Genomic DNA, 12,773 nt, shown 5'->3' with positions numbered 1-12,773 from the left:
TAGAAAACGTCAGGCGGTGCCCGTTCGCAATGCCGCCGTCATATGCGCCGGCATCATGCGCGGCGCCAGGATGCGATAGAGCACCAGCGCGATGCCCATGCCGATGAACCAGCTGAAGTTCGCCAGCCCCTGCAGCGCCGGCACGACGACGCACAGCACGGGGATCGCCGCGGCGGGAATCATGGTGAAGATGGCGGCACGGTTGTAGCCATTGCGGTACCAGTAGGTGCCGCGTCCATCCATCGTGTAAAGGTCGTCCACCACGATGCGCTGCCGGCGCACCAGGTAGTAGTCGGAGATCAGGATGCCGAACAGCGGGCCGATGAACGCGCCGAGCACATCGAGCGTGTAGTGGATGACCTGCGGGTTGTTGTACAGATTCCAGGGTGTGATGAAGATCGACCCCACCGCCGCGATCATGCCGCCCGCGCGCCAGCTGATATGGCGCGGCGCGACGTTGGAGAAGTCGAACGCCGGCGAGACGAAGTTGGCGACGATATTGATGCCGATGGTCGCGACCATGAAGGTGAAGGCCCCCAGCACCATGGCGAAGGTGCTGTCGATCTGCCCCACCGTTTCCACGGGGTCCGTGATGAGCCGGCCGAACACCGGCAGCGTCGCCGCCGTGGTGATCACGGTCAGCAGCGAGAAGCCCAGGAAGTTGATCGGCAGGCCCCAGAAGTTGCCGCGCCTGACCGAGCCGAAATCGCGCGCATAGCGCGAGAAGTCGCCGAAGTTCAGCATCGGTCCGGAGAAGTACGACACCACCAGGGCGATCGCGCCGAGCATCACGGGAACCGCTTCCCAGCCCTCGTACTTGATCGAGGCCAGCGTCAGGTTGATGTTTTCCCACCCCGCGCGGTTCACCAGCCAGATCGCCAGCGCGATCATCACCACATACACCGCCGGTCCCGCCCAATCGATGAATCGGCGAATGCTCTCCATGCCCGTCCAGAACACCAGCGCCTGCAGGAACCACAGCGTCATGAAGGCCGCCCAGCCCAGCGTCGACAGGCCGGCAAAGCCATGCTGGGCGACATCGGCGTAGGGGGCGAGCGAGGGAAAGAAGTGCAGGGCCAGCACCAGGAAGGCGTGCGAGGCCAGATAGGTCTGGATGCCATACCAGGCCACCGCGATCAGTCCACGGATCACGGCGGGAATATTGGCGCCCAGGACACCGAACGAGGCGCGGCAGATCACCGGGTACGGCGTGCCGGTCAGCTGGCTCGGCTTGGCGACCAGATTGCAGAAGAACTGCACGATGACGATGCCCACCAGCAGCGACACCAGCACCTGCCAACTGGACAGGCCGAGCGCAAACAGGCTGCCGGCGGTGATATAGCCCCCCACGCTGTGCACGTCGGACATCCAGAAGGCGAAGATGTTGTAGCTGCTCCAGGTCTGTCGCCGTAGCGGCGCCAGGTCCTCGTTGGTCAGCCGTTCGTGGTAGCCCGGCTTGATCAGGGCATTGTCGTGCGGGTGGGTGCCGACCAGCTCGTCGGCCGCGGCAGGGGCGCTTGCAGGCATCATCGTCGTGTCTCCTCTCGGTGGGTGCCGAAGGAAGGCCAGCCGGGACGGCTACCACGGCACGTCGTACAGACGCGACCGCCCCGCACCCGCCCGGGCGCCGACACAAGACTTCGGCGCCACGACGACGATCCCGGCCGCGGCTGTCGCACTGCAGTTGCTCGGTGGCGTCTTGTGGGCGCTCTGATCCGACTAATGCTGTTGTCTTGTCTTCAGGATTGTCTACAAAACTGTAGATTTATGTTTACGACGTTCTAGGCGACGGCCGAGCGGTTGTCAATGTTGGAGAGCCCGCAAATGCGCCTTGCCGATTCCCGGTTTGAACTGTATATTCATACAGTATTCGTCAGGGAGGACGCATGTCAAACGCCAGAGCCGCTAGCCGAACCGAAGCGTTGCGCCTGCTCGCCGGCACCAAACCGCTGACACTCCAACTGGACTACGAGTCCGGATGGCAGGACGCGGTGGAACTGGGAAGGCTGGGCGAGAAGCGCGGCATCCGGGTGCAGTACCGGGGGCAGGAGAGCATCGCGGTGCGCTGCCCGCAGGCGCTTGCCGCCGGTCTTGCCCGTCCCAAGCTCACCTACCGGCAACGCAATCTGTATTGCCTGTTCGACCTCAAGGACCTGCCCGACAGCGAACTGCAGGCGCTGGAGGCGAAGGCCAGCCGGCTCGGCGACTACGTGCTTGCCGGCCACCTGATCCGCCATGTGGACTCGGTCTGGTCCTGAAGGGGCCACCGAGACAAGCTCAGCAACAGGAAAGCGGCGCACTGAATCGACACTGACGCCGCACCGGTCGCCCGATAATTCCCGCCGCTTTGCGAAAGAAGGGCCCGGGGGGCTGCCGCAGCATCGCAGGTACCTCAACAGGGTTACCCCAACGCGCGCCCCGAAGCCAACCGCCGCAACGGCCTTGCCGCGCTCCCCACGTCGCCCGGTGCCTGGCTCGCTGCGTTGCCGCTTTGGCGATCCGGGCGAGGCGCCCAGGCGTCCCCGCCGCACCAACCAGCTGTCGATCATCGGAGACCCGGTCACCCATGTCGGATTGGTTCGAGGTAAAGGAGCCCTTGCTCTGTTGCCTGCAGCAGAGCCTGGCAGGCTGGCAAGCAGCGGTAGACCGCATCCTCGCGCAATCCGGCATTTCCGCCATGGAGTGGCGCCTGCTGCGATACCTGCACGCGCATCGAGGCGCGGCTGCTTCGGTTGAACCGCCCGACCCGCCGGTGCTGGAGAACGGCCGATACGAAGAGGCGGTCTGTAGCCTGGTGGAGCGGGGATGGCTGGAAGCGCGTCCCGCGCGGGATGGCCTACCCATCCTTCGAGCAGGCGCCGTGCGGCGGCTGGAGCGGCTGGCGCAGGCAATCAAGGCACTGCAATCGGTCTGGCTCGCGCCCCTGAGCCTCGAAGAGCGCGGCATGATGATCTGCTGCCTCAGCAGGATGCAGCGGCAACTCGCAAGCGCGACGCCGAGGACGGGCGAGTCGGACTACTCGACTGTCGAGCAGGGCTTGCCGCCTGTGGCGTCTTCTCGCCGGCGTCTGGGTTAGGCTTCCAGCCGGTGCGCTGGACCGATTACACCAAATTATCCTCGGTCGGTATCACCATACCCACGGCGGATAATTGGCGGTAACGCGATGAACCGGCGCACCTCAGCGCCAATCAATCCCGCAGCAGGTGCTTGGCGATGATCATCTGCTGGATCTGCGTGGTGCCCTCGTACAGGCGCAGCAGACGCACGTCACGGTAGAAGCGCTCGGCCTTGTACTCGGAAATATAGCCGGCGCCGCCATGGATCTGCACCGCGCGGTCGGCGACACGGCCCACCATCTCGGTACAGAACATCTTGGTGCACGAAGCCAGCATGCTGACTTCCGGATCGGTCTTGCCGGCGCCGCCCTTCGCATCGTAGCGCTGCGCGCAATCGCGCACCATCGACAGGCCTGCGTACAGTTCCGCCTGGCTGTCGGCCAGCATGCCCTGGATCAGCTGGAATTCGCCGATGGGGCGGCCGAACTGCTTGCGGTCCTTTGCATACTCGACCGCGTCGGTCAGCAGGCGATGGGCCATGCCGCAAGCCAGCGCCGACAGGTGCAGACGGCCGCGGTCCAGCACCTTCATTGCGGTCTTGAAGCCGACGCCCGGCACCCCGCCGATGATGTTCGCCGCCGGCACGCGCACGTTGTCCAGCACCACGTCGCAGGTCTTGGTGCCGCGCTGGCCCATCTTCTTGTCCGGCTTGCCCAGCGAGATGCCCGGCGTATCGGCCGGGATGATGAAGGCGGAGATGCCGGACGCGCCCGGACCGCCGGTACGGGCCATCAGCGTGAAGGCGCCGGCGCGCGGGGCGTTGGTGATGAAGCGCTTGGTGCCGTTGATGACGTAGTGATCGCCATCGAGCTCGGCCTTGGTCTGCAGCGACGCCGCGTCCGAACCGGCATTCGGCTCGGTCAGCGCGAACGAGATGATCAGTTCGCCGCTGGCGATGCGCGGCAGATAGGCCTGCTTCTGTTCCTCGGTGCCATCCATCAGGATGCCCTGCGAACCGATGCCGACGTTGGTGCCAAAGACCGAGCGGAACGCCAGCGCGGTATGGCCCAGGTCGTACACCACATCGCATTCCTGCGACATCGACAGGCCGATGCCGCCGTAATTCTCGGGAATCGAGATGCCGAACAGGCCCATGTCCTTCATGTCGGACACGATGTCGGCGGGGACGTCGTCGGTCTCCTCGAGGATATCTTCGGCCGGCTTCAGGCGCTCGTCGATGAAGCGCTGCAGGGAAGCGCGCAGCAGCGAGAAGGATTCGGTATCGAGGGTCATCACTATCTCCGTCGGGATGCGGTAGCCGGAAGCCGGGCGCAGGATGCCGCACTACTGAAAGCGCGAACGCGCCGGCGATTGGCCGTCATGGTACGCCGACCAAGGATTTTGACAATCCACCGTTTCTTGGACAGAATCGCCAGTCTCACTTGACAATCCAGCCGCCGGGCTGGATTTCCCCGGCTTGCCTCGTCATGGACCTGAACGCCCTGCGCCTGTTCGTCGATATCGTCGACGCCGGCAACCTTTCCGCCGCCGCGCGCAAGCTGCGCATGACGCGGGCGAACGTCAGCTACCGGCTCAAGGCGCTGGAGGAGGAACTCGGCGTGCAGTTGCTGCGCCGGACCACGCGCCATGTCGAAGCCACTCCCGTCGGTGCGGGACTGTACGAGCACGGCCGCAATATTCTGGCGGAGGTGGCGGCGGCCAATGCGCTGATCAGCAATCTGGGCAACACGCTGCAAGGGCATGTCCGCCTCTCGGTGCCGACCGGCCTCGGACATGCGCTGCTGTCTCCGTTGCTGGTGCAGTTCAAGCACCGCTATCCCGATATCACCCTCGATGTGGTGTTCGACAACCGGGTGCACAACCTGGTGTCGGAAGACGTGGAAGTCGCGCTGCGGATCATCTCGACCCCGCCCGATTCCGTGGTCGCCACCGAGATCGGCGTGGTGGACTGGGTGGTGTGCGCCTCCCCCGCCTATCTGGCGGCCCATCCGGCGCCGCTCGCGCTGGGCGATCTGCGCAGCCACAAGATCGTCTGCGCCTCGCCGGTGGGCCAGAAGCTGAAGGCCTTCGGCACGCGCGGGCAGCAGGAGCAGCGCGAACAGGTATCGCTCGATCCCGCGCTCAGTTCGGAGAACTTCGCCTTTCTGAAGGACGCGGTACTGGGAGATGTCGGCATCGGCATCTTCCCGCTATACGCGATCGCCCGCGAGTTGCAGGCGGGTCTGCTGACACCGGTGCTGACCGACTACCGCATCAGCGTGTTCGGCAGCCGGCTTTACATGCTGACCCTGCCCAACCGCTACCAGACCATGGCGACCCGCTGCCTGCTGACGTTCCTCAAGACGGAGCTGCAGGCGGTGTGGCCGCGGCTGGAGCAGCGATAGCCCGAGAGCTGAGCGCGCGCTGCCCCCTCCCCCGGCCTCTCTCCCACAAGTGGGAGAGGGGAGCGAACCGACAGCACAGCGACCCGTCCTCGGTGTGCTCCTCTCTCCCGCCCAGCGGGAGAGGGGCCAGGGGAGAGGGCCAGTGAGCCCTCACCACGGCTACTTCCCAGTTCCTGCCAGCGTCCCCGCCGCATCGCTCTCATCCTTGAGCCGCACGCCACTGCATCCGAGCGCCGCCGCGCCGCGCAGCAGCCAGACCAGCCGCGCCGCCGCTGCCCGGTACGGCAGTCCCTCCGGACGGACATTGGAGATGCAGTTGCGCTCGGCATCGGACCGGCCGGGCCGCGGGCCGTACGTCAGGTAGAGTCCGAGGCTGTCGGGCGAACTGAGGCCTGGCCGTTCGCCGATCATCATCACCACCTGCCGGGCCCCGAGCAGCTGGCCGATCTCGTCGCCCAGAGCCACGCGGGACTGTTCCGCGAGGACCACGGGACCGATGCGCCAATCGGGCAGCAGCTCGCGCACGGCCAGCAACACCGGCAGCGCATGCCGCTGCGCCGCCTGCGCCGACAGACCGTCGGCGATCACGAAGGCGACATCGCACGGGCTCGCCGCCGCGCTGGCGCGCAGGCGCTCCTGGCTATCGGCATCCAGCGTCCGGCCCAGATCGGGACGGCGCAAGAAATGCGCGCGGTCCGGCGCCGCGCTGTGCGCGCGCACGCAGCCAAACCCGGCCTGTTCGAGCGCCAGCAGCAACGGCGCGACATCCAGCGGCTGATGCACCGCGTCGCGCGCCTGGGCGTGGGCCAGCCCGAAGGCGAGCAGGGCGGCGGTGGGTTGGCTGTTGCCGGCGCGCCCCAGGGCGATGCGCGCGTGGGTGAACTGGCGCAGCCGCTGCCAGGGACTCGGGGGAACGAGGTCTGCCGACATGGCCAGCTCCTACAAGGTGTGCGCGAGTTGCAGCAACGGCGAGGAGGCGCTCTCTCGCGCCCCGGCCGGCGTCTCCACCGGTCGGCCATCGGTCCCGAGGATGCCGCTGCGCTGCAGCCAGCCCTCGAACTCCGGCGCCGGGCGCAATCCCAGCGCTTCGCGCAGATAGAGCGCGTCGTGGAACGCGGTGCTCTGGTAGTTCAGCATGATGTCGTCCGCGCCCGGCACGCCCATGATGAAGTTGACCCCCGCCACGCCGAACAGCGTCAGCAGCGTATCCATATCGTCCTGGTCGGCCTCGGCGTGGTTGGTGTAGCAGATGTCGCAGCCCATCGGCACGCCGAGCAGCTTGCCGCAGAAGTGGTCCTCAAGGCCGGCGCGGATGATCTGCTTGCCGTCATACAGGTACTCCGGCCCGATGAAGCCCACCACCGTGTTGACCAGCAGCGGCGAGAACGCCCGCGCCACCGCATAGGCCCGCGCCTCCATGGTCTGCTGGTCCACGCCGTGATGCGCGTTCGCCGACAGTGCGCTGCCCTGGCCAGTTTCGAAATACATCAGGTTCTCCCCCACGGTACCGCGACGCAATGCGAGCGCGGCCTGCCGCGCCTCGCCCAGCAGCGCCAGGTCGATGCCGAAACCCGCGTTGGCCCGTTGGCTGCCGGCGATCGACTGGAACACCAGATCCACCGGCGCGCCGGCCTCGATGGCCCGCAGCGTGTTGGTGACGTGGGTCAGCACGCAGGACTGGGTCGGAATCTCGTAACGCTCGCGCAGCTCGTCGATCAGACGCAGCAGCGCCACGATGGCGCCGACGTTGTCCCCAGCCGGATTGATGCCGATGGTGGCATCGCCACAGCCGTACATCAGCCCGTCGATGATGGAGGCGGCGATGCCCTTCGGATCGTCGGTCGGGTGGTTCGGCTGCAACCGCACCGAAAGCCGGCCGGGCAAGCCGATCGTATTCCGGAAGCGCGTGACCACGCGGCATTTGCGCGCGACCGCGATCAGGTCCTGGTTGCGCATCAGCTTGCTGACCCCGGCCGCCATCTCCGGCGTGATGCCGGGCGCGATAGCGGACAGCCGCTCGCCATCGGTTTCATGCAGCAGCAGCCAGTCGCGGAACTCGCCGACGGTCAGCGTCGCTACCGGCGCAAACGCGGCGCTGTCATGGCTGTCGACGATCAGCCGGGTGACCTCGTCAGCTTCGTACGGCACCAGTGCTTCCTGCAGGAAGTGCGACAGCGGCAGATCGGCCAGCGCCATCCGCGCCGCCATCCGCTCCTCCTCGCTGGCCGCGGCGACGCCCGCCAGCTGGTCCCCGGAGCGGGCCGGACTGGCGCGGGCCAGCAACGACTTCAGGTCCTCGAAGACGTAGCGGCGCACGCCGACGGTTTGGGTGAAGGCCATGGCGACTCCCGGGCGCTGACCGCGCTGTCCCGTCCCCTGTGGCAGGGCCGGGGACTAGCGGCCTGGATCGATGACACATGGTAGCGCGGGAGGGCGGCCGAAGGGGAACGTGAGGGGACGCGGGCGGAGCGTACCCGTTTCTGCGGGCGGACCGGGCCGGGATTGTGGCGGATGCAGGGCGAGCGTACCCGTTTCTGCGTGCCTGCACCGGGATCGTCGGATCGCGGGGGGATTGCGCGGATGCGAGAGGCGCTTGCCCTCTCCCCCGGCCCCTCTCCAGTCTGTACATCCCCAAGCGGGCGAGGGGAGCAAACCCGCGGCATGTGGTTGTCCAGCGCGGGTTTCGAAGGGGAGTGGTGGAAAGCCGCTGGGTCCCCGCCTGCGCGGGGACGACGGTCGTGAATTACCGTGGTGACCGACCCGTCGTCCCCGCGCAAGCGGGGACCCAGCGTCTCTGCTGTTTCTGCTGCCCTTGTCCGTCTCTGCTCTACTGCGCGCCAGCGCGCCATCGATCAAGAACCCGGGTCCGCAGAAACGGGTACGCTTTGGCGAAATGCCACCCGCATCCCTGCCGGTTTGCTCCCCTCTCCCGCCCCGCGGGAGAGGGGCCGGGGAGAGGGCAGCGCGGCGCTCAGTCCTCCTCGCGCGGCAGGAACCGCTCCCCCTCGGTCAACGGCACGTGCCGATACGTCGCCGGGGTGCGCGACAGCTTGACCGGCGCGCCCAGGCCCCGATAGCCGCCTTCCATCTCCACCACCATGCCGCGATGCCGGGTATGCGGGTGCTCCAGCGCACCGGGCACCGACAGCACCGCCGCGCACGGCACACCGGCCTTGACCAGCGCATCGGCCAGCGCCTTGCCATCGCGCTCGCGCAACAGCGCCTCCAGTTCGGCCTTCAACGCCTGCCGGTTGACCGATCGCGCTCCCGCGCTGGCATAGCGTTCGTCGTCCGCCATCGCCGGCACATCGAGATGCTGGCAAAGGATGCGGAACTGCCGGTCGTTGCCGACAGCCAGAAAGACCGGGTCGGTTGCCGTCGCCACCGTGTCGTACGGATAGATGTTGGGATGGGCATTGCCGGTGCGCTGCGGCGTCTTGCCGCTCATGAACCAGTTCGCCGCATGCGGATGCAGCAGGGACAGCCCCGAGTCGTACAGCGCGGCCTCGACGAACTGGCCGCGGCCGCTGCGCTCGCGCTCCTGCAGGGCGAGCAGCACGCCCAGCGCCGCGTTGAGCCCGGTCACCATATCGACCACCGGCAGTCCCACCCGCAATGCATCGCCGTGCGCCTCGCCATTGATGCTCATGATGCCGGCCATCGCCTGGATGGCGGCATCGTAGCCGGGCAGCCCGCCCAGCGGCCCATCCGCGCCAAAGCCCGAGACCCGGCAATGCACGAGGCGCGGAAAGCGCGCGGAGAGCGCGTCGTAACCCAGCCCCCACTTCTCCATGGTGCCGGTCTTGAAGTTCTCGATCAGCACGTCGGCCTCGCCTAGCAGGGCGAGCAGGATCTCGCGCTGCCCGGCATCGGTCAGATCGAGCCGCATCACCCGCTTGTTGCGATTCAGGCCGATGTAATAGGAGGCGACGCCGTCGTCGCGGAACGGCGGCCCCCAGGTGCGGGTGTCGTCGCCCTGCGGCGGCTCGATCTTGAGGACGTCGGCGCCGTGGTCGCCGAGAATCTGTCCGCAGTAGGGTCCGCCCAGGATGCGGGACAGGTCCACCACGCGGATGCCGGCCAGCGATCCCCTGGCTGCTTGCGTCATCATGTCTCCTTGCTGATTGCCGTGGCGCCGCCAAGGGCGCGGTTCAATCCAGCTGGGCGCCGGACTTCTGCACCACGCTGCGCCATTTGCCCACTTCCGCCTGGATGAAGCCGCCCAGCTGCTCGGGCTTGGTCGAAGCGGGGAACTCCAGCCCCTGGCCCTGCAGCGTCTTGCGCACCTCCGGCTGCTTCAGCGCATCGGCAAAGGCGCCGTTCAGCTTCGCCACCACCTCGCGCGGGGTGCCAGCAGGCGCGACGACACCGAAGAACACCGAGACGTCGAAGCCCGGCACGCCCTGCTCCGCCACGGTGGGCACATCGGGCAGCGCCTGCGAGCGTTCGGTCGTGGTCACGCCCAGCGCACGCACCTTGCCGCTCTTGATGAAGGGCAGCGCGGTCAGCACGTCGGTAAAGGTCATGCTGACCTGCCCGCCGAGCAGGTCGTTCAGCGCGGGCCCGGTGCCCTTGTACGGGATATGGCGAAAATCGGTGCCGGCCAGGTTGTTGAACAGCACGCCCGCCAGATGCGACGAAGCGCCGTTGCCGGACGAGGCGTAGGTCAGCTTGCCGGGATTGGCCTTGCCGTACGCGATCAGTTCGGCGACGTTGCGCGCGGGCACCGACGGGTTGACCACCAGCACATTGGGCAGGTGGCCGATCTGGATGACCGGCGCGAAGCTCTTGACCGGGTCGTAGTTGATCTTGCGATAGAGACTGACATTGATCGCCAGCGGCGCCGAGGTGCCGAACATCAGCGTGTAGCCGTCGGGCTCGGCGCGCGCCACCACTTCGGCGCCGATATTGCCACCGGCGCCAGCGCGGTTTTCCACCACGACCGGCTGGCCGAGGCTGTTTTTCAGCGAGGCGGCGAGCGTGCGCGCCATCGCGTCGGTGGGCCCGCCCGGAGGGTAGGTCACCACCATCATGATGGGTTTGGACGGAAAGTCCTTCTGCGCCACCGCGGGTGTCATGCCGGCGCAAAACGCGAGGGTGGTGACGGCAGCCGAGGCCGCGAAGCGGTGCCAGTGGATCATGTCAGGTCTCCTGTGGGTCCGGACGCTCGCTGGCTGCCTGCTGTGGCCGCCAGGGCGTCTTCTCTTGCAATGCCGATGGGTTCAATACGAGTGGCTGGCGCTCAGAACAGATTGACCTGTCGCACCGCCTCCGCCTGCGGATGCGGAGCAGCGCCGGCATCCGGGCTGACGGTCTGGACCAGCCAGTCCGGCTCGGTAGTGCCGGCCAGTGGATCGCCTGGCAGCACGCGATGGATCAGCACCAGCTGGGCCAGCCGCATACGCCGCACCGAACCGATCCGCCCGGCTTCCCAGGCCATCGCCACGGCGCTGGTGACGTGATACAGCGCGGAGGCAGCCTGGCGCGCCAGCACGTCGCCGGCGTCCCGCGCGCTGGCCGCAGCGTCGGCCAGCGCGCAGGCCCGCTCCAGCGTATGCAGGAACACGGCCTGGGCCTGCGCATGCAGCGACGTGTCTTCCAGTAGCGCGAGCAGATGCGCACGCAGTACCGGCAGCGCGCCTTCGCGTCGAACGGCCCGCAGCACGTCGAGGGCGACGATATTGCTGGTGCCTTCCCAGATTGAACCGAGATGCGCGTCGCGCACCAGGCGCGGGTCGCTCCATTCCTCGATATAGCCGCAGCCGCCGCGCATCTCCATTGCGTCGCCGGTGACCTTGCGCGCGTCCCGGCAGGCGCGGAACTTGATCAGCGGCGTCAGGATGCGCATCAGCGCATAGGCGTCGGCCTCGCCGGCATCGGCGCGCCGCAGTGCCTCCGCGGTCTGGAACATCATGGTGCGCGCCTGCTCGGTCGGCAGCGTCAGTTTCAGCAACTGCCGGCGCATCAGCGGCATGTCGATCAGCCGCCGGCCGAAGGCGCGTCGCTCACGCGCGATGAACAGACCCTCGCTCAGCGCGCGCCGCATCAGTCCCGCGGCCCGCATGCCGTTGGACAGCCGCGAGTTGTTGATCATGTCGGCCATCTGCACGAAGCCACGGCCCGGGTCGCCCACCAGCCAGGCATGAGCGCCTTCCAGACGGATCTCGCCGCTGGCCATCGAGCGCGTGCCCAGCTTGTCCTTCAGCCGGATGATCCGGTAATGATTGGGGCTGCCATCGGGCAAACGGCGCGGCAGCAGGAACAGCGACACACCCTTGATACCATCCGGCGCGCCCTCGGGTCGGGCCAGCACCATCGCCAGTTCGGCATCGGGATTGGAGCAGAACCACTTGTCGCCGCTCAGCCGCCAGTCCGCTTCTCCATCGACGGCCGCCGGCACATGCAGCGCGCGGGTGGCCGTTGCCGCCACGTCGGAACCGGCGCCCTGCTCGGTCATGAACATCGCGCCCTGGTACAAATCCTCGAAGACCTCGGTGGTCAGCGACGGCAGATAGCGCGCCACCAGTTCGGGGGCGCCGAACTTGCGCAGCGTCCGCGTCAGCGAATCGGTCATCGACAGCGGGCAGCACAGCCCGAACTCCGCCTGCACGAACAGGTAAGTCAGCGCGTACTTGGCGGCGGGCGGCATGGGCGCCGGCCATCCGAGCGCACCGCCGCGATGCGACAGGGCCGCCAGGCCGAACTCCGAGAACGCGACGCGCTCCATCTCCACATACGCCGGGTGCTTGTCGATGCGCTGCGCGTCGATGCCGGTCCGGGTGCGCACCGAGAGCGTCGGGGGATGGTGGTCGGCCGTATTGGCCAGCGTATCCAGCACGCCGCCGGCAAGCTCTCCCATCCGCCGCAGGTGCGGCAGCAGGTGCCGGCACAGATCCTCGGGCAGATAGAGCGGCAGCAGCGCGCGCAGATCCGGATCCGCGTCGAACAGGTTGACGCCGTGCTGGTCCGGCACGGGGTGGTCCGCATCATTCGCTGAGCGGCCTGGCGCCGGCTGCGCAGCGGCGATCTCCGGGACGGCGGGCGCCGCGACGGCGGCCCACAGGGTGGTTCGAGCGGACATGGCGTGTCTCCTGACGGTTCTTGCGCAACCCGGTCTTGTGCGAGTCGTCTTGCACGGCGGCGTCGAGGCCGCGGGCATGGCGCCGGGTATGGCTGTCAGGGAATTATTCGCCGGGCGATCGATATGCGTCCAATACCGAAAATGGCTCGGTCGATCTGATTTTCATATCGGCGTGCGGCTGGCCGGCGTTCTGGCGGTCGCGCGACGGAAGCCGCGGATTTCACAAGCAAC

The 12,773-nt window shown here is 67.4% G+C and carries 10 protein-coding genes; 3 read left to right on the top strand and 7 right to left on the bottom strand.

The window, feature by feature from the left end; genetic code table 11:
- Window positions 1–9: 9 nt before the first annotated feature.
- Window positions 10–1,530, bottom strand: a complete 1,521-nt coding sequence (locus K6V06_RS08005; RefSeq protein ID WP_222241869.1) for an NCS1 family nucleobase:cation symporter-1 — start codon at window positions 1,528–1,530, stop codon at window positions 10–12.
- Window positions 1,531–1,886: 356 nt separating this feature from the next.
- Between K6V06_RS08005 and K6V06_RS08000 the strand changes: the two genes are divergently transcribed.
- Window positions 1,887–2,258 (top strand): PHA-granule associated protein 4, encoded by a 372-nt coding sequence (locus tag K6V06_RS08000; protein ID WP_222241867.1) that lies wholly within the window; start codon window positions 1,887–1,889, stop codon window positions 2,256–2,258.
- Between the two features lie 308 nt (window positions 2,259–2,566).
- Window positions 2,567–3,076 carry a hypothetical protein gene (locus tag K6V06_RS07995; protein ID WP_222241865.1) on the top strand — a complete coding sequence of 170 codons (510 nt, stop codon included), beginning with the start codon at window positions 2,567–2,569 and terminating at the stop codon, window positions 3,074–3,076.
- Between the two features lie 112 nt (window positions 3,077–3,188).
- Here K6V06_RS07995 and K6V06_RS07990 read toward each other — a convergent pair whose 3' ends face one another.
- Window positions 3,189–4,349: an acyl-CoA dehydrogenase family protein gene (locus tag K6V06_RS07990; RefSeq protein WP_222241863.1), complete on the bottom strand. Its 1,161-nt coding sequence runs from the start codon at window positions 4,347–4,349 to the stop codon at window positions 3,189–3,191.
- Between the two features lie 194 nt (window positions 4,350–4,543).
- Between K6V06_RS07990 and K6V06_RS07985 the strand changes: the two genes are divergently transcribed.
- Entirely contained in the window at window positions 4,544–5,461 is a 918-nt protein-coding gene (locus tag K6V06_RS07985; RefSeq protein ID WP_222241861.1) for a LysR family transcriptional regulator, read from the top strand.
- 159 nt (window positions 5,462–5,620) lie between these two features.
- On the opposite strand, the gene eutC is transcribed toward K6V06_RS07985, so the two are convergent.
- The 5 genes from eutC to K6V06_RS07960 form a co-directional block, all read right to left on the bottom strand.
- The gene (eutC, locus tag K6V06_RS07980; RefSeq protein WP_222241859.1) at window positions 5,621–6,391 is read right to left on the bottom strand and encodes an ethanolamine ammonia-lyase subunit EutC; all 771 of its coding nucleotides are present in this window, start codon (window positions 6,389–6,391) and stop codon (window positions 5,621–5,623) included.
- Window positions 6,392–6,400: 9 nt separating this feature from the next.
- Window positions 6,401–7,801: an ethanolamine ammonia-lyase subunit EutB gene (locus K6V06_RS07975; RefSeq protein WP_222241857.1), complete on the bottom strand. Its 1,401-nt coding sequence runs from the start codon at window positions 7,799–7,801 to the stop codon at window positions 6,401–6,403.
- A gap of 631 nt (window positions 7,802–8,432) precedes the next feature.
- The gene (locus tag K6V06_RS07970; RefSeq protein ID WP_222242034.1) at window positions 8,433–9,569 is read right to left on the bottom strand and encodes a CaiB/BaiF CoA-transferase family protein; all 1,137 of its coding nucleotides are present in this window, start codon (window positions 9,567–9,569) and stop codon (window positions 8,433–8,435) included.
- 43 nt (window positions 9,570–9,612) lie between these two features.
- Window positions 9,613–10,602 (bottom strand): tripartite tricarboxylate transporter substrate binding protein, encoded by a 990-nt coding sequence (locus K6V06_RS07965; protein ID WP_222241855.1) that lies wholly within the window; start codon window positions 10,600–10,602, stop codon window positions 9,613–9,615.
- Window positions 10,603–10,703: 101 nt separating this feature from the next.
- The gene (locus tag K6V06_RS07960) at window positions 10,704–12,542 is read right to left on the bottom strand and encodes an acyl-CoA dehydrogenase family protein (RefSeq protein ID WP_222241853.1); all 1,839 of its coding nucleotides are present in this window, start codon (window positions 12,540–12,542) and stop codon (window positions 10,704–10,706) included.
- Window positions 12,543–12,773 lie beyond the last annotated feature (231 nt).

Source organism: Cupriavidus sp. AU9028 (genome assembly GCF_019795295.1).
GTDB lineage: Bacteria > Pseudomonadota > Gammaproteobacteria > Burkholderiales > Burkholderiaceae > Cupriavidus.
This window is presented reverse-complemented; position numbering and strand designations above follow the sequence as displayed.

Coding starts and splice junctions, on each gene's coding strand:
- K6V06_RS07970 (WP_222242034.1), bottom strand. CDS start 9,569: ATGACGCAAGCAGCCAGGGGATCGCTGGCCGGCATCCGCGTGGTGGAC.
- K6V06_RS07990 (WP_222241863.1), bottom strand. CDS start 4,349: ATGACCCTCGATACCGAATCCTTCTCGCTGCTGCGCGCTTCCCTGCAG.
- eutC (WP_222241859.1), bottom strand. CDS start 6,391: ATGTCGGCAGACCTCGTTCCCCCGAGTCCCTGGCAGCGGCTGCGCCAG.
- K6V06_RS07975 (WP_222241857.1), bottom strand. CDS start 7,801: ATGGCCTTCACCCAAACCGTCGGCGTGCGCCGCTACGTCTTCGAGGAC.
- K6V06_RS07965 (WP_222241855.1), bottom strand. CDS start 10,602: ATGATCCACTGGCACCGCTTCGCGGCCTCGGCTGCCGTCACCACCCTC.
- K6V06_RS08000 (WP_222241867.1), top strand. CDS start 1,887: ATGTCAAACGCCAGAGCCGCTAGCCGAACCGAAGCGTTGCGCCTGCTC.
- K6V06_RS07960 (WP_222241853.1), bottom strand. CDS start 12,542: ATGTCCGCTCGAACCACCCTGTGGGCCGCCGTCGCGGCGCCCGCCGTC.
- K6V06_RS07995 (WP_222241865.1), top strand. CDS start 2,567: ATGTCGGATTGGTTCGAGGTAAAGGAGCCCTTGCTCTGTTGCCTGCAG.
- K6V06_RS08005 (WP_222241869.1), bottom strand. CDS start 1,530: ATGATGCCTGCAAGCGCCCCTGCCGCGGCCGACGAGCTGGTCGGCACC.
- K6V06_RS07985 (WP_222241861.1), top strand. CDS start 4,544: ATGGACCTGAACGCCCTGCGCCTGTTCGTCGATATCGTCGACGCCGGC.